This window comes from Paenibacillus sp. FSL H3-0469 (genome assembly GCF_038051945.1).
Classification (GTDB): Bacteria; Bacillota; Bacilli; order Paenibacillales; family Paenibacillaceae; genus Paenibacillus_AQ.
The window spans coordinates 5,398,217-5,418,427 of record NZ_CP150302.1 but is presented as its reverse complement, the minus strand read 5'-3'; the positions used below and the strand labels follow the sequence as shown (position 1 = coordinate 5,418,427).

The window sequence follows — 20,211 nt, the reverse complement described above, 5'->3', positions numbered from 1 at the left end:
TGAATTCTCAACGTTGGTGATAAATAAAACCCCTTCGCCAGAAGGGGTTTTATTTATCAGTTCTATTCATTTTTTGTAGGCGGCTTCAAGATCCAGCAGATTCTTATCCGAGATCACCTGGTAATTACCGTCCTGTTGGGGAAATTCCAGGCTTGCCATAACTTCAGCTTTGAACAATCCATTCTCCCTCTCTGCTGTCTTGTCTGTTCCTGAGGATATCTTTATCAAGACCCAGCCGGTGCGAAAATTTTCCTCCTTACGGATAATGTTGATCCATGAGTCTCCAACATCGGCAGGCTGTATCTGCGGGTCTCCATAGAGGTAGTTCCAGTAGAAGCGTTCCCCGGATTTCTTTGTGTTTCCTCCTTTGCTGAGGCTTTCAAGCTTCCCCCCAGCATCAACACATAGGTAAGCAGTATCTCCAGATAATTCATAGATAACATCATCACTGCCGCGCAGCTCAAACAGAATGCCTGGAGTTACGCTGATTGCTGGTGACCACCCAGCATTCCAGGATATATCAACTATTTCGTCAGCAGGCACATCAACAGCATTCAGTTCCTTCACTTTTTCCTCCGTATTGAGCGAGCACCCGGTACCAATCAGAGCCAGCGTAAGGAATACATAAATAGATCCCCACCTTAATCTGCCAACTTTGATTTTGTTGAATACCATATTCAGCACCGCCTCTATGCAAGTTGGATATGTCTAATTGTTACCTATACCTACTACACAATAACCATATCCAAATATCGCCGCAGCCCGCCCTCAGTACCAGGGTCCTGCAGCCAGGCCCCCAAGCTCCAAGTCATATAACGCAAGCCGAGATAACGCGAAGCAGCCCGATATCTCTGCTCAAACGTATCCGCAGGAAGCACCCATCCCAGCGAAGCCAGCACTTCACGGTATTCTCCAGCCTGAGACCGGTCAACCCGCATCGGGATGTCCAGTAACAGGGAGCCGTATCGCGCTTCTTCCCAGTCAATGAACATAACGTCATCATTATCGTGTACCAATACATTTCCGGGATTCAGATCATTATGTATAAGCGTGTGAGTGGTCTCATCCTTCCAGACGGCTTCAAGCTCGTCCACGATTTTCCCCGATATGGCATTGACCTCAGATATGTACGTCCCGAAGGTCTCCACGAACCGTTCATTATGCTTGGCCTCTTCCCATGCGGGCTTCCATAGTCCATGAATTATAGTCTCTATGTATGCACGGTTAACCCGGGGGAGCCAGGCTAACTCCTCCTGCAATCCACGATTACGGTTATGAATATAAGCCAGCGCCTGCATTTCCTTGTGCTGAAGCATCGCGATATCCAGATTCTGATAATCCGTCTGATAATCTACGTCCTGAATACACAAGAGCCCCCGATGGTCCGAATCCAGATTACCCGCTCTATTAAAAGGGACATTAGCCCCCTGATCCATTAACCGGTTCATTACCCGGCGTTCAATTTCATTCGCCATTTTGGTAATCACAGAGCTGTACTCTTGTCTGCCTTCACTCTCTACGAGAATCCGGTGACGGAATAAGTCCACCGCCTGATAACCCGATTGTAGCGGAGTGCTCTCGATATCAAGGACCCTTGCCGTCTCACACAGAAACTCCCGCACGGTTTCCTCAATTAACGACATCTCCCCGCCAATCTCAAATCTCATGATTCCCCTCCGCCTCTCCCCGCTTGATCGCATACATCCGTCTGTCGGCTTGGCGCAGCAGCGCGTCCGGGGCCGTTCCGTCCTGCGGATACAAGCTGATGCCGATGCTCATATCGATCTTCAGCTCTTCGCCTTCATAATCCAGCGTGGCCTGTGCAGCCGCCGCCAGCAGCCGGTGCTCCAGCTCTGTGGCGGTCAGTCCGTCCCCGCCTACGGGGCAGAACAGCACGAATTCGTCGCCGCCGAAGCGGGCCGCCAGCCCGTCCGGCTGGACCAGCTGATGGATCATGCCCGCTACCTTGCATAACATCTGGTCTCCGGCCTCATGACCCCAGCGGTCGTTCACCTGCTTGAACCGGTCGAGATCCAGCAGCAGGATAGCTACTTCCCCGCCGCTGCGCTCTGCTTCCGCAAGAGTCTCCTCCAGCTTATCATAGAATTGCCTGCGGTTCGGCAGCCCTGTGAGCGGATCATGGTAGGCCATGAAGGCAATCTGCCGTACATGCTGATTGCGCAGCCGGATGTCGCGGATGAGCAGTACGGCATGAGGCTCATGATCCACGGTCACGTAATCCCCGTTAATCATCACCTCGATTAGACTATCCCCGCTATGCAGAACCATCTCCAACTCACCGATATCGTCCTGCGTCTGAAGCTTCGCTACGATCTCCGCACCGCCCAGATCAGCAAGGTTAGCCTTCTCCAGGGTCAGATGGTCGAACATCTTACCGGCACTCGGATTCGCTTCCTTAATGCTCCCGGACAACGAGACGAGCAGCGCAGCCTGCGAGTTGATCTGGAACATTTTTTTGTAGCGCTGTCCCGCATGATTAAGGAACTCATACCTCTGCATGGACAGGCGCAGCACGAAGCACCAGATCAGCCCTCCATAGATATACGTATACGGCGGCAGCACTTCATTGAAGCGGAAATAGCCGAATACAGCGACCCAGAGGAACGTCACCCAGGAGCCGTACTCCAGCAGCTTGAAGATACCGCCATGCTCCTGATAGTCAGGATCGGCGGAACTCCACTTGCGTGCACTGCGCAGCATAGCAATCGGGACGAAGCTCAGCAGCAGGCTGGCCGTCAGAGTCCCGTAGTAAGCCCCGTTCGCCACCGGCCATTTCCATACCCCGCTTACGGTGAACAGCTGCACAGAAGTATAGGAACGTTGACCAAAGAGTCCAGCCGGGATCGCCAGCGTTAGGATATGAAACAGATAGGGATACCACGGCCGGGACATCCGCTTATGGAGGCCAATCAACCGGGCAATCAGATGGAAGCCAAGCCCTGGAATGAGGATACCGACATTGGCGAACCAGACCGCAGCCAGCACCGGACTGTATTCAATCGGCAGCATATACCGGATGTACTCCTCCAGGAACATCAGGAAATAGCACAGAATTGTAGCGCTTACCAGACGATGTTCAATCTTCCGGGGGTTGCGCAGCAGCACATCCATTCCCATGTAGAAAAAGAAAAGCATCGGCAGCCAATAAAATACGACAGGTATCCACACATGGATCGGGCTCATTTCTCTTCTCCTCTACAGTCCGTCACGGGCCGCCTATTAAATCTTAATTTTAATATATTACCGGCCGGAGACGCCGTCAATGAACAAGTTCTGTGGTGTGGCTTAAGGCGGCGTATTGGCTGCGGAACAGCAGATCATACGCTTCATTCCGGTTACGCAGGTTGGCATGGGTATCGCAGGCTGCCACCTTACCGTCTTGCAGAACCAGCACCTTATCACAGGCTTGAATGGTAGAGAGGCGGTGGGCGATGGAGATTATCGTTTTGCCGGCACACAGGCTTTTCAGCTCATTCATAATATCGCGCTCATTCTCATGGTCCAGGGCACTTGTACTTTCATCGAAAATAATAATGTCCCGCTCCTGCAGCAAAGCCCGGGCAATGGATAAACGCTGCTTCTGGCCCCCGGAGAGCTTCATCCCCTTCTCCCCGATAACCGTATCCAGCCCTTGCTCGAGCGATGCAATGAAGTCATAGATATTGGCGCTGCGGCAGCAGGCGATCAGCTCTGCTTCCGTTGCCCCGTTCCCCGCCAGCAGCAGGTTCTCCCGGATCGTCATATTGAACAGAACAGGCTCCTGTACCACGATGCTTACCTTGGCCGCCACACTCCCGCTGTTCACCGCATGCAGATCCGTGCCGCCGATGCTGACGCTCCCTCCCTGAGGCTTCAACTGTCCGGTCAGCAGGCTGGCAAGCGTTGACTTGCCGCTGCCGCTCTGCCCTACGATGGCCAGATGTTCCCCCTTCCCCACCGAGAATGAAATTCCGTCCAGTGCGAAGGCCTTCGTCCCCTCATAGCGGAATTGCAAATTCTGAACCTCAATCTCTTGTCCGCTAATGTGCTTGTAAGGCCGCTGGTCCGCCTCTGCCTGCAACAGTCCAATCACTTTACTGATATTCACCGAATCATTCTTGTAATTCATCAGGCCATTGCTGATGCTCTCGATGAACCCGAAGAACTGCCCGTAGAAGCTGATGAACACCAGCAGCACACCGACCTCCGAGTAGCCCTTAATGACGAAGAGTCCGCCAATGAAATAGATGAACAACTGGGTAATGAAGTTCTTGGTGAAGAACGAATAAGAAACGCCCAGATGCTGATAGAGCTGGCTGCGGAACCACACTGGACGGATAGCCGCATAATGCCCGTTCAATTCCTCTAGCTGGGCCTCCTCCAGATTATTGGTCTTAATATCCTTCCAGTTCTGCAGACTTGCATGTAAAAAGGATTCGTAACCGTTCTGCAGCCTCCATAGCTCCTCCCCCGCCTTCCTCGTCTTCTCGCCCAAGAGATTCACCGTCAGTAAGGAGACCGGAACGAAGACGAAGCTAAGGAGGGCGATCCGCCACTCATAGCTTACAAGAATCCCAGCCAGCGCAGCAGCATACAGGACAGCGTAGCTGAAATCTAACAGATGAACCGTGAAAAACCGTCCGGCTGCGGCTGAATCCTGCTCGATCCGGCTTTTTAGATCACCAATGCTGTACCCGCTATACTCCTCATAATCCAGGCTGCCCACTCTATTCAGCAGTTTGCGCTTAAGCCTCAGGTCATACTTCAGGAGCAACTGGTTGGAGTAGCGCCTGCTGACCGCAATCCCGGCCGTCGTAAGCAGGAATACTCCCAGATATCCCGCGATAACAGGCCACAGCTCATTCATATGCTCCTCTACCAGCACACGGTTGACGAGCACAGAGTACAGGAATAACGGAAGCAGTCCGCAGACCAGATTCCACAGCTTGAACAGTGCGAGCGCCAGCAGCGGCTTACGGACCCCTTCAATTCCTTGAGTCAGTGCTTTATAGGCAGCCCATCTTGTCATAGTCATACCGCTTCGCCTCCTGCACACTGTTCGCTGAACAGATCTATGTACGTTTTATTGCTTCTGATGAGTACCTCGTGAGTATCGTAGCCTGTGACCCGGCCGTCCTCCAGCACTGCGATCCGGTCACAGCCTCTAAGCGTGGACTGCCGATGGGCGATGATGATCAGCGTCCGGTCTTGCGCAAGCTCACTGGTCATCTGCCGGATCAGCGCCTCATTCTTGCTGTCGAGGGACGAAGTCGCTTCATCGAAGACCAGAATTTTCGGATTCTTGACCAGGATTCTTGCAATAGCCAGACGCTGCTTTTGGCCGCCCGATAATTCCTGCCCTGAAGTCCCCAGCAACGTGTCGAGTCCATCCGGGAGATTCTGGACCAGCTCCTGCAGCGCAGCTCTCTTAAGTACTTCGAGTAACAGGCTGTCCTGATCACGGTTATTCGTAAAAGACAGATTATACCGCAGCGTGTTATCGTACAGAACCGTCTCCTGATGAACCACGCCCACCTGACTCCGCAAGCTGTGCAGATTATACTCGTTCACGTTGCGGCCATCGATCAGAAGCTCGCCGCCGTCAACGGGATAGAGGCTACATAGCAGGCTTCCGAGTGTTGTTTTCCCGGCTCCGCTCCTTCCGGCAATGCCCACGGTGCTCCCTCCCTCCACACGGAGATTGAACCCGTCCAGCACCCGTCTCTCTTCCGTATACCCGAAGCTGACATTGCGAAATTCAATGGTCCCCTCCTTAATCAGTGTGGGCAGAAGGGCTTCTCTATAGTCTTCCTCCTGCTCATTCAGGAGCTCCGCCACACGCTGCAAGGACACGCTCTGCCCCCAGGTATCGGTAATCTTGCCGCTCATCGAGCTGAAGTAAGTCACAGCCATATTGAAATAGCTGGCGGCAGCCACAAAAACACCAAGCTGCATCTGCCCCTTCACAATCAGCCGGGCGCAAATGATGAACAGCAGCAGCTGTGCGGCAAGCGTGATGAATGCGTTCACCCGCTCGGTGGTCACTTCGATTCTTCCATTGTCCACATGCTTGTGATGGATAGAGACTGTCCGCCTGAGATAGGTGCGGGTCACCAGCCTCCCGGCATTCAGCAGCTTGATCTCCCGCATATTGGCCACAATTTCAAATAAGTACGAGGACAGCTTCCCCTGCTCCGCCGCCAGATCCCTGTTAACGCTAAGCGCCCGTTGCTTAAAGTATTTCGAGGCCAAGAACACGACAGGCACCAGCACCACCGTGAACACTCCCAGCAGGATATGATAATAGAACATGAAGCCTACGGCGAACACGATATGCAGCAGATTGGAATACCCCCACAGTCCGCTCCAGAAGAGGAGATTCATAATGTCCTTGGCATCGCGGTTCATCCGGCTGATCAGGTCGCCGCTGTACATCCCCGAGAGATCCTTCCCCTTTTGATGCAGGATTTTGCGGAATAGCGCCCGCCGGATATCGAACACGAACCCCGTCATCATCTGGGAGGAGATCAGATTGTTCAGCGTCGCCACAATAAACTGATTGAACAGGAGAATTCCGGCATAGATCAGGCACAGCTTCAGGAAGGTATTCAGATCCTGATCATAAAAAGCGATATTAATCAGCCGTCCGCCCAGGAACGGATACATCAGGTTCACTAAGGTCATTAACGTAGTTACTAAGAAACCGCATACAAATACCAGCTTGTGCATCCGTATGAAGGTCATCACCCAGCGTCTTGCAGTCACTGCTCCACCGCCTTCCATATATTCACAAGGAATATTGTAGCACGGACGTTCGCATAGGTGGAGTGAAGAAGTTCTCCCACTCCAAAATGGAAAGTAAGCTTTACATTCAATGCAACATGCAGTACACTCCTTATGTAAAGTTAACTTTCCATAAAGAGAGGGATTCCATGAACAACCGTTTGGAAGAATTACGCAAGCAGCGCGGAATCCGGCAGGAAGAATTAGCAGCGGCGCTTGAGGTGTCCAGGCAGACGATTGGTTCACTGGAGAACGGCCGCTACAATCCGTCCATCCTGCTGGCGTTCAAGATCGCCCGTTATTTCGGGCTGAGCATTGAGGAGATTTTTATTTATGAGGAGGAAGAGAATTCATGAAGAAATCCATCTCGGCTTATCTTCTGGTTATTGCAGGTGTAGTCCTGCTGGCTGGCAGTCTGTACCTTATTAGAACCAATTCAGACCCGGAGGGGTTAATGCGGACACTGCCCTATGTCTGTATCGGGCTTGCTTCCGGCATGTTCGGAAGTGGCATGGGAGAGCTCATGAGCCGGCAAGCGATGAAGAGTAACCCTGCCGCAGCCAAGCAGGTTGAGATTAACAAGAACGATGAGCGCAATGTAGCCATTGCAACCCGGGCGAAGGCGAAGGCCTATGACATGATGGTATTTGTCTTCGGAGTCTTGATGCTGGCCTTCGCCTTGATGGAGATTGAGCTAACCGTGGTGCTGTTACTGGTATTCGGATACCTGTTCACGATTGGATACGGCATCTATTACCGGTTCAAGTATGATCGGGAGATGTGAGCGGCTTCGTACCAATAGACTGGTTGGCATGGGTTCCGTCTGCCGCTAGTCCGCTCAAGCCAGTAAGGCCTGGGCCACCTGATCCAGAATGCAGTTGATGCCAGTCGGTCCGTAACAGCCGATCCAGGTAGCAGCATCTACCGGGTAGATAAGCTGCCGCTGATCTGCACCCAGCATGCCCCTCACACTGTGCTCTGTTATCGATATTCCCTCCTGCATCCTTTCATTGCTAAGCAAAAAGTAGTAATTGGCATGCACAGCAGGAAGTCTGTCCACGGAGATATGATAGGCCGTGTCGGAGGCGGGTTCCGCTACAAATCGCGGAGCAGGCAGACCAAGGTCGCGGTACAGCACAGCGCCTGTGCGGTGAGAAGCCGTATGTACCCGGACGATGGACTCGCGCGGACGGATCAGCGCCACGCTTTTACCCGCGAGGACCGGAGCAAGCTCTGCGGACAGCAATGCCGTACGGCGCAGATAATCGGCAATAATATGCTCTGCCTCCTCCTGCTTGCCGGTCAGTTCGCCGAACAGGCGCAGAATCGTCTGCCAGCTCTCATTACGCTTGAACATGATCGTTGGCGCTACCCTTCTTAAGCGTTCATAATGCGGAGCATGCACCTCGGTGCAGATAATCAGATCCGGGCACAGCCGTTCAACCGCCTGCAGGTCCGGGTACTCATAGGTGCCGAGCATTTCCGTTGCCGTTAATCTCTCCCGGAAATACGGAGGGAAATTCAGCGCCCCGCTTCCGAAGCCTACGCTTCCTGCGGGGGATATCCCCAGCGCATGCAAATGGTCAGCATACTGGACGTCCAGCACGGCGATCCGCTGCGGAGCAGCGGTGACCAGATATTCGCCTCGCAGATGGGGGATTACTAGACCCTGTATTGATCCTTGCGGGGAGGCCAAACGTTCCGGCAATCCCGCAGGAACGGTAATTGTACCAGGATCTGAAGCGGCATTACGCCTGTAGAGCTGAGGAGGGACTCCATAATGCTTCTTGAACGCCCTGCTGAAATAATACATGTCGCGGTAGCCTGTCCGCTCAGCGATTTCGCCGATGGAAGCATCCGTATAACGCAGCATGCGCTCCGCGCTCTCCATCCGCAGCTGAATCACGTATTCCATCGGGCCGAGCCGCTTCTCCTGCTTGAACCGCCGCTGAAGTTGCCGCACGCCGCATCCGGCCAGTGCGGCCAGCTCCTTAAGCCCCAGCTCCTGACGATAATGCCCCGCGATATAGGCGGCAACAACCTCCACCATATCCGGCTCTCTGCCGCCCTGACCACGTTCATGCTCCATAATAAGCTCGTAGAGCATACCTTGCAGCAGCGCATTGGCATGGAAGCGTTCCAGCCCTTCTCCCAGGCTCCATATTGCTGCAATTCTCTCCGCTGTCATATGCAGCTCCGCCGGGGGCGCAGAATGATGGACAAACGAAGTCCGCAGCGGGTGATTGTGCTGCGGGAAGAGCACATGGGCGGCTCCCGCAACAGGAATGGCCTTGTAGCTAATAGCTGTATAATGAATGTTGTCTGATCCCGCACTCAGAGTATAGGCTGATCCCTTGGCAGCATGACAAGCAAAAGAGGCCTGGACATGGCTGCCTTCACCATTCATCACAAGCCCTCCCTGCCCGCCGATGGCCAGCAGCAGCTGATTTGCCGCCAGTTCCGTTTCGCTCAGCACGCCGCCGGGCGGCACAGTACCACTGCGCACATCAAGCATCTTGACCGCCGTATCACTCCATAGACTCGCCTGTTCTTGTTGCGGCATTTCTCTCATCTCCTGACAACAGTATCCTTTGCTAAACGGATAGACCTGCTGTCATTTTAATTGAGATTCATTCTCATTGTCAATTTTCGGACACTTTCTGCAATATTCCCCGGACATCCGGTAGTAAAAGCAGCACGTAATGCGCTTGCTCTTCGCAACCGGAGCCTCGTCATTCCCCTCGGTGAACCGGGTGAACGGGTTGCGCCTTGCGCTGAACAATGGACCGGCGGCCGTTCGGGTCAGATACGCAAAATCCTCTTGAATCCGCAGCCTTTCTTCGCCGGATTCGTCTGTTCCGGGCGCATACAGCGGGGCAATGCGCACCATAATATTCTCCCACAGCACGGCCATGGAGACGGGTCCAACCGTGGCAAGCGTCTCCAGTATCGGCGCAAGCCGTACCGCAAAATTCTCCTTAACAACAGCTTCGCGCCACTCCCCCCTATCCCCCGGCGGTGAGGCTGACCGAATCCCGTCCAGCGCCAGAAAAGGGAAGGTCGTATCTTGCGCAGAAGCCGGATGGTAGAGGAAGCTTCTGTCCAGCGGGAAGAAGACTTCCCGATGATGAAAGGTCATGGCAGTCAGTATTGGCGCGATCCACAGATATCCGATCCGCTTAGCTAGCATGGAAGCCGCAACCTGCAGGTCCGGCGCGCCGATATAATCCTTCAGCCAGCTGACATATTCGCGGCAGGCGGCTTCGTCTTGCAGCTCACTCAGAGCGATGGTGCGGACGCTGTCCGCAGGCGGCTCCCCCAGCCTCATCCGGTAATCCTCCGCCAGTTCCCTCCAGGGGGCCGACGACAGATAGCGGTCCATCTCAGTTAGCTCCAAGCAACGCTTCCGAGGCCTGATCTACAATAATATTGATCGCCAGGGGACCATAATACGCGATCCAGAGCGTTGAATTCACATCATAAGCACGGTTATTCTTCACTGCATCTAGGGATTTCCAGATTGGACTGCTTGCCAGAACCTCTGCCTCTTTGGCGAATAGATCATCGGAGAGCAGGAAATAGTGATCTGCCCCGATATCACCAACAGTCTCCATCGATATTTCAACCGAGGTGTCATCTTTAATCGCCTGAACGAAGGCAGGAGCCTTTAAGCCCAGATCCTCATACAAAATGCTTCCGGTCCGGTGCTCTGGACCATGTACACGAATCCCTTCCGGTCTCGGACGAATCAGCGCAACCGTCTCGTCGCCCAGTTTCGCCGACAGCTGCTCACGCAGTCCGGTGATTTTGTCCTCATAGGCCTTCTTCACCACTTCAGCCTCTTCCTGCTTGCCTGTTATGGTACCCATGGTAGCCAGCGTATCCCGCCAATCCTCATAGAAGTCCAGGACGATAGTAGGCGCAATTTTACTCACACTCTCATAAGCTTCTTCCTGAAAATCTGTCATCAAGATCAGATCCGGGTTCAATGCCACTATCGCTTCCAGGTTGGGCTCATCGCGTGTACCCAGGACCTTCACACCGTCCATCTGAGCACTCAAATATTCCGGGAACTCGTCCTTGGTTCCGGCAACCACGCTGCCCGCCGGCTTCTCTCCAAGCGCGATCAGCTGATCGGCGAATTTCACATCAAGCACAGCGATCACCTTCGGCTTCTCCGTCAGTGTATATTCACCCTTGATATGTGTGAAGGTAACCGGATAGGCTGCTGTAGCCTGTGCCTCCGGTGATGCCGCCGCCTGTACTTCTGGCGACGGGGACGGCTCAGCTGAAGCAGACGGCTGTGCGGCCGTGCCTGCATTAGCTCCCCCTCCAGATCCGCAAGCTGTCAGTACCAATACCAGTGCCAGCATCCATACCATGAATAGTCCTAATTTTGGGGCGGCGGATTTCTTCCTGCCTGCCTCTTGTTTATGTGTTACTCTGTTCACGCTGACTCCCCCTGTTATGTATTATGTGATAATGATTTTCATTATCATAATTGTTACAGCGAGTATATCCGATCTGCTGCCTCTGTTTCCATGTACTTTTGCGACATTGCAGCCGGATAAATGCGACATGGGTTGCTATTAGCGTGTGTATCTAGCAGGTGCTATAGACGGAAACATTACAAAATCACCCTAACGGGTGAAGGTTGCTGATGCCTTCTCTCACTGACCGCTTGTAGTGAGAATTGTTGCATTTCTTGCAGGATTCCTCTATACATGTTGCTGGCTGAAGTAACAATGTTGCATTATTTGCACAAATTTCGGTATTTAGAGCAAGTTAGTCCTGGTTTTGTTGCATTTCGTGCAGGATTTCAGCATAGGACGCTTCTAATTGGAAACATTGTTGCACTTCTTGCAGGATTTCTCTAAAAATGTTACCTAAACAATCAACAAGCCCGCATCCTGTGGTCAGATGCGGGCTTACTTTTATGAACAGTTGCTACCTATTAATGAAGTTAACCCCAATATTGCTGGGCAATCTCTTGCCCCTGTCTGATCTTCGCCCATTGCTCCGCTTCCGTTAATTCGTTGCCGCCGTCGCAAGAGGCGAAGCCGCACTGATGGGAGAGCAGCAATCTCTCCTTCGGAATGATCGTGGACGCTTCATCCAGCATTCTGAGGACACGGGCCTCATCGTCCAGCGTGTTCGTCTTGGAGGACAGCAGGCCAAGTACAATCTCCGTCTCCGGCTTATCCTTGAACACGGCAAGTGCCTCCAGCGAGCCCGCACGTTCGTCGTCCCACTCCAGGAAGAAGCGGTCATACTTGAGCTGCTTCAGGAACAGGTTGGCAATCTTCACATAAGAGCCGCCGCCCATATTGCGGGAATCATAGTTGCCGCGGCAGTTATGGGTCCACATCAGGAGACCCAAGCTATGTCCGTAATCAATAATCGTGTTGTTAATATCAATGAACTCTGTCGCGAGACTCTGTACTTCCTCATGGTTGATTGCCTCGCCGGTAAATGGCGAATTCGGATTGTCGTCCGCGAACAGCTCCCAGAGGCAATCGTCGAATTGCAGAATCTTCCCGCCAGCGGCTGCGAATTCCCCTACAAAATCCTTATAAGCCGTTACCAGACCGGCCTTCAGCTCATCACGATTCTGGTACACGGCACCCTCGCCGCCAATATTATCCGACCAGGACAGCTCTCCGAAAATATGGGACGGCGAAGGCACGCACAGCTTCGTCTCCCGGTCTCCGGCATGCTCCTGAAGCTGGCGGTAGGCCTGAAGGAAGTGGTGGTTCTTGCCGCCCAGCTCGCCTGTGATGCGCAGACCGATGTCTTTTCGCGTCTCGTATTTGGAGGTGCCGTCAATGTCTCTGAAGAAATAGCCGTGAGGCGCAATATAGCGCTCAATCCCCTGAAGACCCCACGCGAAGTCCAGATGCCACATCGACTTGGAATATTCCCCATCCGTCAGAATGGTCAGCCCATTCTCGCTCGCTTGCCCGACTACCGTCTGAATCGCCTTCGCTTCACACTGCTCATAGCCCTGGAAGTCCTCGTAAAAAGGATACTTGATATCGTCCCGGTGTTCGATTTGCTGCTTATATTCTAATAGCTCCGCCGGACGCAGCAGGCTGCCTACGATCTGAAATCTGTCACACATGGTTAGCCCTCCTCTAGTTCCACTGTTCTGTCTTTGTGTATAAATTCTAGCATGGAGGGCATAGAGGTACGTAACACTTAAAAACGATACCTGGTTATAGTGAAAGGTTATAGTGCGGCAGTTCGGATCTACAAGCTCTGCTGGCTTCGTAAGACAATCGTAATACTTCGCTTAGAGAATCGTAAGCTCTCTCCCTTATGCTGTTCCATGTAAACCACTAAAACGAAATGGAGCGTGATTAGCATGGGTAACAGCAAAACAGGCAAACGGTTCATGATGACGGCAGTATTGGTTCTCTCTCTGGCGGTGTCCGGCATCGCCGGTGCGGCGGCAGGCATCAAGACGATGAAGAAAGACGGCATGGAGCTGATGAACCTGAGACAGGCGGCGCAGATGTATGGCTATAGCATCGAATGGAACAGTAAAGACCGCTCCGTCTCGCTAATGTACATGGACAAGATGATGGATGACGACAAGATGATGGACGATGGCAAGATGATGGACGACGGCAAGATGATGGACGACAGCAAGATGATGGATGACGGCAAGATGATGGATGACGGCAAGATGATGGACGACGGCAAGATGATGGACGATGGCAAGATGATGGACGACAGTAAGATGATGGATGACGGCATGAAGCCGATGGGCAAGATGATTAAGGTCATGATCGGGTCGAAAAAAATGATGGTCGACGGTAAAACAGTCAACCTGAGCATGGCTCCGGCACTTTATGACGGCAGCACTTATGTGGCGGATACCGTAGTGACCATGTACATGAAGCCTGCCAAGGCGATGAAATAAGACGGACTGAGCAGGACCATCACCATATGATATGATGGAGTTATATGTAATTTTCCGGATATGGGGTGGGTTAAGATGAATGAACGGGTGCTGGTTGCTGATGATGATCCGAATATTACCGATGTATGCCGCAGGTATCTGGAACGGGAAGGGTATCTTGTGTCGACTGCCAAAGACGGATTAGAAGCGTTAGAGCTGTGGCGCACTCAGACACCGGGCCTGATTGTGCTCGATCTGATGATGCCCCATAAGAACGGCTGGGAAGTGTGCAACGAGATCCGGCAGACCGAAGATGTCCCGATCATTATGCTGACAGCGCGCGGGGAGGAACAGGACCGGCTAATGGGGCTGACGATGGGGGCGGATGATTATCTGACCAAGCCCTTCAGTCCAAGAGAGCTGGTACTGCGGGTGCGGGCGATTCTACGCAGAATGCGGGTTGTGCAGGTCTCGCCTGCTACTGCCGCTGAACACACGATCAAGTACGAAGGACTTACCATTGACGTTGCGAAGCGGACGGTGGAGATCAGCGGGCAGGCGATTGACTTGACCGTTACCGAGTTCGAAATGCTCTACCTGCTGGCGAGCCATCCCGGCCAGGCCTTTTCCCGGACTCAGATTCTCAGCAAGCTGTGGGATTTCAGCTATGAAGGGGATACCACCACCGTGACCGTCCATATCCGGAGATTGCGGGAGAAGATCGAACAGACGCCCTCCGACCCGAAATATATCAAGACGGTCTGGGGCATAGGCTATAAGTTTGCGGGTGATGGCATCTAATGAAACTGCGTACGTATCTATTGTTGTCCAGTCTCACAGGTATCGGCGTGTTGCTGATCTGTCTATTCGTCAGCTACTCCAAAATGCTGCTCACGATTGATCAGTTCTATTATCTGTCCGGCATCACGGCCGGGATCGGCTTGTTCTCCTTCGTTCTCCAGCATCTGCTGACACGGCCGGTCGAGAAGTCCATTGCCCGGATCACCGAGCAGACGGTGCGGATTGCCGATGGGGATTTCCACACCGAGGTCCCCTTAATCGGTCCGCAGGAGTTCAAGCTGATGGCCCGGCAATTCAATGAAATGAGCAGTAAGTTAAAAGATAGCTTCGACCATCTGCACCAGTCCGAATCCGCCCGCCGGGAGCTGATTGCCAATGTCTCCCACGATCTGCGGACCCCTCTCGCCTCCATCCAATCGTTCGTTGAAGCGCTGGAGGATGATGTGATTAAGGACGAAGTAACTTTTCAGCGTTATCTGAATACGATCCGGCTGGAGACGAAGCGGCTAGCGGGCCTGATCCATGACTTATTTGAACTATCCAGTCTGGAGGCGAGCGGCGGGAGCTTCGACCCGCAGCCATCCCATGCCGATGAGCTACTGATCAGTACCCTGGAGAGCTTCTCGTTCCATCTCGCGGAGAAGAAGCTGAACGTGGAGATTCATCTGCCGGATAAATTACCTGCCGCTCTGATGATGACTTCGCAGATGAAGCGGGTGCTGTCCAATCTGCTGCAGAATGCCATTCAACATTCTCCGGTGGACGGGACCATCTTGTTATCCGCTACCGAGGAAGGCCAGTTCCTGCGAATCTCCGTTACAGATGAAGGCCAGGGAATCGAAGCTGCGGAGACCTCACGAATCTTCGAACGGTTCTACCGGATCGATAAATCCCGCAGCAAAAATAGCGGCGGCGCCGGACTCGGCCTCGCCATCGCCCAATCGATTGTCGAGCTGCATGGCGGCGAGATTGGCGTAGACAGCAGCAAGGGCGCCGGGAGCTGCTTCTGGTTTACGATCCCAATGTATACCAGCCGATAGGCGCAGCGTCCAGTAAGCCGTATCTCACAAGGTGGTGACTGATTTGGCTGGTGATTTTGTATTCTTGTCCGGTGTATTTGGTGCCGGGCTGTTATCGTTCTTCGCACCCTGTATCCTGCCGCTGCTTCCGGTCTATGTGTCCTACTTGTCCGGGGGCATAGCAGGCAGTACGAATCAGGGAGCGGCTGACTCCGGCTCCTTCCGCTTCCGTTCTGTATTCATGCTGCGGACTCTACTGTTTGTTCTTGGACTGTCCGTGGTCTTCGTTCTACTCGGCTTCGGCTCAGGCGCCCTGGGCAATATCATTTCAAGCTCCAGGTTCATTGCCATCTGCGGAGCCATCGTTATCTTATTCGGGATTTATCAGACGGGATTCATCAAGCTGCCCTGGCTGGAACGCGAAAAAAACTATCCAGCAATCATGTGACAAAAGGCGGTTATATCGGAGCCTTCCTGCTCGGCCTGACGTTCAGCTTCGGCTGGACGCCCTGCATCGGCCCTGTACTGGCGGGCATTCTCAGCATCGCGGCCGGTGAAGGCTCCCCTGCTTATGGAGGATTCCTCATGTTCCTGTATACGCTGGGTCTGGCGATTCCCTTCCTGATCATGTCCGTCTTCTCGGACTATCTGCTGCAGCGGATTCGCCGCTTGTACAGATACATGGGAGGCATCAAGATAGCCTCCGGGCTTATGCTTATCGGGATGGGACTGCTGCTAATGACCGACCAGCTGAATACGATTGTCGGCTGGATTCAATAATGGGAGGAGGAATCAGGCATGAAGAAGACATGGAAGTGGATGGGATATATGCTGGTGATTGGCGGCTTGCTGTCGATCCTGGCCGCATGCGGCGCGAAGCCTGAGGCGGGAGCAGGCAAGGCAGACTCTGCCGCAGCCATGAGCAAGGGCAAGCCTGCACCAGCCTTCGCCTTGAACGATCTGAAGGGCGATTCACTCAAGCTGGAGGACCTGAAGGGCAAGAAGGTCTATGTGAAATATTGGGCCTCCTGGTGCTCCATCTGTCTGGCTGGTCTGGAGGAACTGAACACGCTGGCCGGCCAAGAGAAGGATTTCCAGGTGGTATCGATAGTAACCCCCGGCTACAAAGGCGAGAAATCCGCCAAGGAATTCACGGAATGGTTCAACAAGCAGTCCTACGGCAACTTAACCGTGCTACTGGATGAGGATGGGACATGGGCTAAGGAGTTTCAGGTACGGGCATATCCCAGCTCTTTTTATATCGATGAAGAGGGGTTGCTGGTGAAGTCCCTCCCGGGCCATGCCTCCAATGAACAGATTAAGGACACCTTCGCCGGAATGAACTCTGCTTCAGCCGCCGCCCCGGTGCCAGCGGTCACGACCACAAGTATAGCCGACAAGGATCTGCATAACCTGTATCTGGCGGGCGGCTGCTTCTGGGGAGTGGAAGCGTATATGTCCCGTATTCAAGGGGTTCAGGATGTCACCTCCGGCTATGCCAACGGGGAAGGGGAGAGTCCAACCTATGAAGATGTCATTCTCGGAGACCGGGGGTTCGCGGAGACGGTGCATGTGAAGTATGATCCGAAGCAGGTAACCTTACAGCAATTGCTGGAGTCTTATTTCAAAGTGGTTGATCCGACCAGCCTGAATAAGCAAGGCAATGACAGAGGCGTTCAATACCGGACAGGAATCTACTATTCGTCCCCGGAGGATGCAGCCATCATTCAGCAGGCCGTAGCTGCGGAGCAGACGAAGTATGATAAGCCGGTCGTAACGGAAGTTCTGCCTCTAGAGAACTACTATCTGGCGGAGGAATACCATCAGGATTACCTGGAGAAGAACCCGAACGGATACTGCCACATTGACTTAAGTATTCTGGATGAGCAAGCGGTTGTAATTGATCCCGCCCAATATCCGCGCCCCTCAGATGCAGAGCTCAAGGCGAATTTAACCGCCGACCAATATGCGGTAGCCGTCAATAATGACACGGAGCGTGCCTTCAGCAACGAATATTGGGATAACTACGAGCCCGGACTGTATGTCGATATCGCCACCGGCCAGCCGCTTTTCTCCAGCAAGGATAAGTACGACTCCGGCTGCGGCTGGCCCAGCTTCACCAAGCCGATTGCCCCGGAGGTAGTCACCTATGACACGGATACCAGCTTCGGCATGGAACGCACCGAGGTGCGCAGCCAATCCGGCGACATCCACCTGGGCCATGTCTTCGACGACGGTCCTGCGGACCGCGGCGGCAAGCGCTACTGCATCAACAGCGCCTCCATCCGCTTCATCCCTCTCGATAAGATGGAAGCAGAACATTACGGGTATTTGACGGGGTTGGTGGAGTAGATTAAGCGAAATCGTACAGATGAAGGAGCTCCTCTGTTAAAAAGATCGCCCTCCACTGGCTCATAAGCTGAGCCGTGTGGAGGGCGATTCTTATCTATTTACTCGCACCGATGAGTGAGCTTAACCGCTCCAGCAGATCGCCGCCGCCTGTGACCGAGATGGAGCCGATCTTGTCACAGATCTTCTCCAGGAATTCCAGCTCCTTGAGCCTGAATAGCGTCTGATTCTCGTCCATCAGCTTCGCTGTATTCAGCAGGCTGCGCGTCGAGGCCGTCTCTTCCCGGCGGGTCAGCAGGTTGGCCTGTGCTTTTTTCTCAGCGAGCAGAACCGTATTCAGGATGTCCTTCATGTCTCCCGGCAGAATTACATCCTTCACCCCTGCCCCCAGGAAACGCACCCCGAACTCTTCTTCCTTCTCCCGGATACGGTCCAGGATGAACGTCGCCACATCCTCCTTCCGCTTCAGCAGATCGTCCAATCTCAGCGTCCCGACATACTCCCGCAGCAGGAGCTGAAGCTGGATGTGGATCTGCTCATCGAACTCCTTCATCTCCAGCACTCGCTGCGGGCTTACGATTCTGTACTGGCAGACGAAGTTCAGACGCAGCGTAACCTTATCTTCCGTCATCATCTCCTGGCCGAGCAGGTCCATCTGCTGCTGTCTCAGATCGACCTTCTTCGTCAGCACCGAGACCGGCCCCTTCCAGAAATAATATTTCCCCGGCGCAAGCTCCCGCTGAAGTGTATGATCATAGAACAGGAACCCCAGCTCGTGGCTGGCGATTTCGCAGCTCTGCACATACGGCGTAAGCCGCGAGACGATCGTGCGGTCGATCCCGGCGGGCAGCTCCGGCACACGGATGTCCGTGTGGACGAAGGTGTGCTTCCTCAGCAGATTCCAATACGCATACACCCCCGGCTTCAGCAGCTGAATGAACTGACCATCCTCATAGTGCAGCACATGCTCATGATCCTGTACCCGGACCACCTCAAGCTCCCGCAGGAGCTCATCATCCTGTAAGAACAATTGCAGGTCCTTCCCGCCAGCGCTAAAAGGCTTAGCAATATCCAGTACCACCAAAGTATGCTGCGACCAGGAGAAATAACGGTAGGTTCCCGGCAGCAGCCGCTTCACATAACTTCCCTTATGAAAGAGCAGACCGCGCTGGTCCGCTTGAATCGTGATTGGCTTCAACATCGTATGTATTACCCCCTTCATGATTGGACCAATGGAAGACAGAATCCCGCTGTGGACCCGGACGGAATCACGCTTGAGACAGCCGATCTGCCGGGAGATCCGGGAGGACTACCTGAGACCTGAGCTAACCCCACCTTCAGCCAGCCTTCGTTCCCTTCTGTCCTTACCTCAGTCTCCGCAAGCTTCCCTGCTGCCGGTATCCACGGATTACAAAGCCCTGCCACAGTAGCGCTAGACCAGCCGCCAGGGATTCTGCCCATTGGTTTCCTTACTCAGATTGTGCTTCAATTGTGGCTCGATGGAAATCGAGTAGTGTAACCAACGTCGCTGTGAAGGCGATCGGGGAATCGAACCCCTTATCTGCTCTTACCGCAACGGACTGTACAGGATACCGTGACATACATGCCGGCACTGCGGGATCACCAGAGATCCCCGCCTCGTTACGTCCGCCCGGATAAGAACCGGATGTAGGATGAACGCGCTCAGCGTTATCTACAGGCTCTATCATCGCTGATCTGAGCGGTAACGAACATGGCGGAAGTATTACGATGGAAGAATAAATTTCCAGAGGGGAGTTTTTAGAGGCATGATAAAAAAGCCCAAAGGCAGGTGGGGGAGCCTGCTTTTGAGCTTGGGTAGGGATTTGGTTTGTGTATTCAAAATTACTACAAAAAAATAGACCGCCCTTCTGAAGGGTAGCGGTCTATTCTTTAACTGCCTTACCTCTTTGAAGCCACCGCCCTTAAAAGTGGATACTGCTCCGAGAGTCGTGTTTGCCGCACGGCTCTCTTTTTTCATTATACTTTCTTCTGCCTATTGTACCACTCTCTTAAAATCTCTCATTAGCCTGAGCCCACTCTTCCGGCGAAATCCATTGTAAGAGTCTGCACTGTTCGTATATTCAAATTTTTCCATTCATGGTATAATCGCTGAAGCAATAGAAAGGCTTATATGGGCGGTCGGCTAATCTCCCGGGAGGGAGGTGACGCCAATGGAGGTTTATCAAGCATTGTCCCTGATGTTCATGTTCGGCATGTTCATTATCGCGCTGCTAAATTACCTCAATAGGAATAGGTAAGACTTTGAAATTATCTCCGTCTTTTCCCCTCCTCCACACCGTGCTTGCGACTTTCACCGCACACGGCGTTCCATCT

General features: G+C 53.3%; 21 protein-coding genes. 10 read left to right on the top strand and 11 right to left on the bottom strand.

All coding sequences use genetic code 11. The annotated features are described in order from the left end of the window. Window positions 1-66: 66 nt before the first annotated feature. The 5 genes from NSS83_RS23840 to NSS83_RS23820 form a co-directional block, all read right to left on the bottom strand. Window positions 67-675 (bottom strand): hypothetical protein, encoded by a 609-nt coding sequence (locus NSS83_RS23840; protein WP_341346636.1) that lies wholly within the window; start codon window positions 673-675, stop codon window positions 67-69. 53 nt (window positions 676-728) lie between these two features. Beyond that, window positions 729-1,667, bottom strand: coding sequence for a phosphotransferase (locus NSS83_RS23835; RefSeq protein ID WP_341346635.1), 939 nt, complete (start codon window positions 1,665-1,667; stop codon window positions 729-731). Beyond that, window positions 1,657-3,204 (bottom strand): GGDEF domain-containing protein, encoded by a 1,548-nt coding sequence (locus tag NSS83_RS23830; RefSeq protein ID WP_341346634.1) that lies wholly within the window; start codon window positions 3,202-3,204, stop codon window positions 1,657-1,659. The genes NSS83_RS23835 and NSS83_RS23830 overlap by 11 nt, the downstream gene beginning before the upstream one ends. Window positions 3,205-3,280: 76 nt before the next feature. After that, the gene (locus NSS83_RS23825) at window positions 3,281-5,035 is read right to left on the bottom strand and encodes an ABC transporter ATP-binding protein (RefSeq protein WP_341346633.1); all 1,755 of its coding nucleotides are present in this window, start codon (window positions 5,033-5,035) and stop codon (window positions 3,281-3,283) included. Continuing rightward, entirely contained in the window at window positions 5,032-6,765 is a 1,734-nt protein-coding gene (locus NSS83_RS23820) for an ABC transporter ATP-binding protein (protein ID WP_341346632.1), read from the bottom strand. Before NSS83_RS23820 ends, NSS83_RS23825 begins: the two co-directional genes overlap by 4 nt. A gap of 167 nt (window positions 6,766-6,932) precedes the next feature. Between NSS83_RS23820 and NSS83_RS23815 the strand changes: the two genes are divergently transcribed. Both NSS83_RS23815 and NSS83_RS23810 read left to right on the top strand, forming a co-directional pair. Then, complete coding sequence (locus NSS83_RS23815) at window positions 6,933-7,139, top strand: helix-turn-helix transcriptional regulator (RefSeq protein WP_036693024.1); 207 nt, start codon at window positions 6,933-6,935, stop codon at window positions 7,137-7,139. After that, entirely contained in the window at window positions 7,136-7,567 is a 432-nt protein-coding gene (locus tag NSS83_RS23810) for a hypothetical protein (protein ID WP_341186931.1), read from the top strand. The genes NSS83_RS23815 and NSS83_RS23810 overlap by 4 nt, the downstream gene beginning before the upstream one ends. 54 nt (window positions 7,568-7,621) lie before the next feature. Here NSS83_RS23810 and NSS83_RS23805 read toward each other — a convergent pair whose 3' ends face one another. The 4 genes from NSS83_RS23805 to NSS83_RS23790 all read right to left on the bottom strand — a co-directional run bounded on the left by NSS83_RS23805 (window position 7,622) and on the right by NSS83_RS23790 (window position 12,904). Next, window positions 7,622-9,346, bottom strand: a complete 1,725-nt coding sequence (locus NSS83_RS23805) for a helix-turn-helix domain-containing protein (RefSeq protein WP_341346631.1) — start codon at window positions 9,344-9,346, stop codon at window positions 7,622-7,624. A 51-nt stretch (window positions 9,347-9,397) separates the two neighbouring features. Beyond that, window positions 9,398-10,165 carry a (2Fe-2S)-binding protein gene (locus tag NSS83_RS23800; protein WP_341346630.1) on the bottom strand — a complete coding sequence of 256 codons (768 nt, stop codon included), beginning with the start codon at window positions 10,163-10,165 and terminating at the stop codon, window positions 9,398-9,400. 1 nt (window position 10,166) lies between these two features. Next, complete coding sequence (locus NSS83_RS23795; RefSeq protein WP_341346629.1) at window positions 10,167-11,234, bottom strand: iron-siderophore ABC transporter substrate-binding protein; 1,068 nt, start codon at window positions 11,232-11,234, stop codon at window positions 10,167-10,169. A 512-nt stretch (window positions 11,235-11,746) separates the two neighbouring features. After that, on the bottom strand, window positions 11,747-12,904 hold the full coding sequence (locus NSS83_RS23790) for a cobalamin-independent methionine synthase II family protein (RefSeq protein ID WP_341346628.1): 1,158 nt from the start codon (window positions 12,902-12,904) through the stop codon (window positions 11,747-11,749). A gap of 243 nt (window positions 12,905-13,147) precedes the next feature. Here NSS83_RS23790 and NSS83_RS23785 point away from each other — a divergent pair, with 243 nt between their 5' ends. From NSS83_RS23785 to msrAB, 6 genes are all read left to right on the top strand, one after another. Next, window positions 13,148-13,708 (top strand): stalk domain-containing protein, encoded by a 561-nt coding sequence (locus NSS83_RS23785; RefSeq protein ID WP_341346627.1) that lies wholly within the window; start codon window positions 13,148-13,150, stop codon window positions 13,706-13,708. A gap of 75 nt (window positions 13,709-13,783) precedes the next feature. Further along, complete coding sequence (locus tag NSS83_RS23780; RefSeq protein ID WP_341186924.1) at window positions 13,784-14,488, top strand: response regulator transcription factor; 705 nt, start codon at window positions 13,784-13,786, stop codon at window positions 14,486-14,488. After that, window positions 14,488-15,528 (top strand): ATP-binding protein, encoded by a 1,041-nt coding sequence (locus tag NSS83_RS23775; RefSeq protein ID WP_341346626.1) that lies wholly within the window; start codon window positions 14,488-14,490, stop codon window positions 15,526-15,528. Before NSS83_RS23780 ends, NSS83_RS23775 begins: the two co-directional genes overlap by 1 nt. Window positions 15,529-15,571: 43 nt before the next feature. Then, on the top strand, window positions 15,572-15,955 hold the full coding sequence (locus tag NSS83_RS23770; RefSeq protein ID WP_341346625.1) for a cytochrome c biogenesis protein CcdA: 384 nt from the start codon (window positions 15,572-15,574) through the stop codon (window positions 15,953-15,955). Further along, entirely contained in the window at window positions 15,952-16,287 is a 336-nt protein-coding gene (locus NSS83_RS23765; RefSeq protein ID WP_341346624.1) for a cytochrome c biogenesis protein CcdA, read from the top strand. Before NSS83_RS23770 ends, NSS83_RS23765 begins: the two co-directional genes overlap by 4 nt. Before the next feature lie 18 nt (window positions 16,288-16,305). Then, window positions 16,306-17,859 carry a bifunctional peptide-methionine (S)-S-oxide reductase MsrA/peptide-methionine (R)-S-oxide reductase MsrB gene (msrAB, locus tag NSS83_RS23760; RefSeq protein ID WP_341346623.1) on the top strand — a complete coding sequence of 518 codons (1,554 nt, stop codon included), beginning with the start codon at window positions 16,306-16,308 and terminating at the stop codon, window positions 17,857-17,859. A gap of 94 nt (window positions 17,860-17,953) precedes the next feature. On the opposite strand, the gene NSS83_RS23755 is transcribed toward msrAB, so the two are convergent. After that, complete coding sequence (locus tag NSS83_RS23755; protein ID WP_341346622.1) at window positions 17,954-19,057, bottom strand: slipin family protein; 1,104 nt, start codon at window positions 19,055-19,057, stop codon at window positions 17,954-17,956. Window positions 19,058-19,088: 31 nt separating this feature from the next. Between NSS83_RS23755 and NSS83_RS23750 the strand changes: the two genes are divergently transcribed. Next, a complete protein-coding gene (locus tag NSS83_RS23750) occupies window positions 19,089-19,286 on the top strand; it encodes a hypothetical protein (RefSeq protein ID WP_341346621.1) in 198 nt (65 codons plus the stop codon). A 314-nt stretch (window positions 19,287-19,600) separates the two neighbouring features. Here the strand turns inward: NSS83_RS23750 and NSS83_RS23745 are convergent, their stop codons facing one another. Further along, the gene (locus NSS83_RS23745; protein ID WP_341186919.1) at window positions 19,601-19,855 is read right to left on the bottom strand and encodes a hypothetical protein; all 255 of its coding nucleotides are present in this window, start codon (window positions 19,853-19,855) and stop codon (window positions 19,601-19,603) included. A gap of 193 nt (window positions 19,856-20,048) precedes the next feature. Between NSS83_RS23745 and NSS83_RS23740 the strand changes: the two genes are divergently transcribed. Further along, entirely contained in the window at window positions 20,049-20,135 is an 87-nt protein-coding gene (locus NSS83_RS23740) for a putative holin-like toxin (protein ID WP_282705064.1), read from the top strand. Window positions 20,136-20,211: the final 76 nt, after the last annotated feature.

What these genes read in the sequence shown, in the direction of transcription:
- NSS83_RS23840 (WP_341346636.1), bottom strand. Translation starts at nt 675, where the DNA reads ATGGTATTCAACAAAATCAAAGTTGGCAGATTAAGGTGGGGATCTATT.
- NSS83_RS23835 (WP_341346635.1), bottom strand. Translation starts at nt 1,667, where the DNA reads ATGAGATTTGAGATTGGCGGGGAGATGTCGTTAATTGAGGAAACCGTG.
- NSS83_RS23830 (WP_341346634.1), bottom strand. Translation starts at nt 3,204, where the DNA reads ATGAGCCCGATCCATGTGTGGATACCTGTCGTATTTTATTGGCTGCCG.
- NSS83_RS23825 (WP_341346633.1), bottom strand. Translation starts at nt 5,035, where the DNA reads ATGACTATGACAAGATGGGCTGCCTATAAAGCACTGACTCAAGGAATT.
- NSS83_RS23815 (WP_036693024.1), top strand. Translation starts at nt 6,933, where the DNA reads ATGAACAACCGTTTGGAAGAATTACGCAAGCAGCGCGGAATCCGGCAG.
- NSS83_RS23810 (WP_341186931.1), top strand. Translation starts at nt 7,136, where the DNA reads ATGAAGAAATCCATCTCGGCTTATCTTCTGGTTATTGCAGGTGTAGTC.
- NSS83_RS23805 (WP_341346631.1), bottom strand. Translation starts at nt 9,346, where the DNA reads ATGCCGCAACAAGAACAGGCGAGTCTATGGAGTGATACGGCGGTCAAG.
- NSS83_RS23800 (WP_341346630.1), bottom strand. Translation starts at nt 10,165, where the DNA reads ATGGACCGCTATCTGTCGTCGGCCCCCTGGAGGGAACTGGCGGAGGAT.
- NSS83_RS23790 (WP_341346628.1), bottom strand. Translation starts at nt 12,904, where the DNA reads ATGTGTGACAGATTTCAGATCGTAGGCAGCCTGCTGCGTCCGGCGGAG.
- NSS83_RS23785 (WP_341346627.1), top strand. Translation starts at nt 13,148, where the DNA reads ATGGGTAACAGCAAAACAGGCAAACGGTTCATGATGACGGCAGTATTG.
- NSS83_RS23780 (WP_341186924.1), top strand. Translation starts at nt 13,784, where the DNA reads ATGAATGAACGGGTGCTGGTTGCTGATGATGATCCGAATATTACCGAT.
- NSS83_RS23775 (WP_341346626.1), top strand. Translation starts at nt 14,488, where the DNA reads ATGAAACTGCGTACGTATCTATTGTTGTCCAGTCTCACAGGTATCGGC.
- msrAB (WP_341346623.1), top strand. Translation starts at nt 16,306, where the DNA reads ATGAAGAAGACATGGAAGTGGATGGGATATATGCTGGTGATTGGCGGC.
- NSS83_RS23755 (WP_341346622.1), bottom strand. Translation starts at nt 19,057, where the DNA reads ATGTTGAAGCCAATCACGATTCAAGCGGACCAGCGCGGTCTGCTCTTT.
- NSS83_RS23750 (WP_341346621.1), top strand. Translation starts at nt 19,089, where the DNA reads ATGGAAGACAGAATCCCGCTGTGGACCCGGACGGAATCACGCTTGAGA.
- NSS83_RS23745 (WP_341186919.1), bottom strand. Translation starts at nt 19,855, where the DNA reads ATGAAAAAAGAGAGCCGTGCGGCAAACACGACTCTCGGAGCAGTATCC.
- NSS83_RS23740 (WP_282705064.1), top strand. Translation starts at nt 20,049, where the DNA reads ATGGAGGTTTATCAAGCATTGTCCCTGATGTTCATGTTCGGCATGTTC.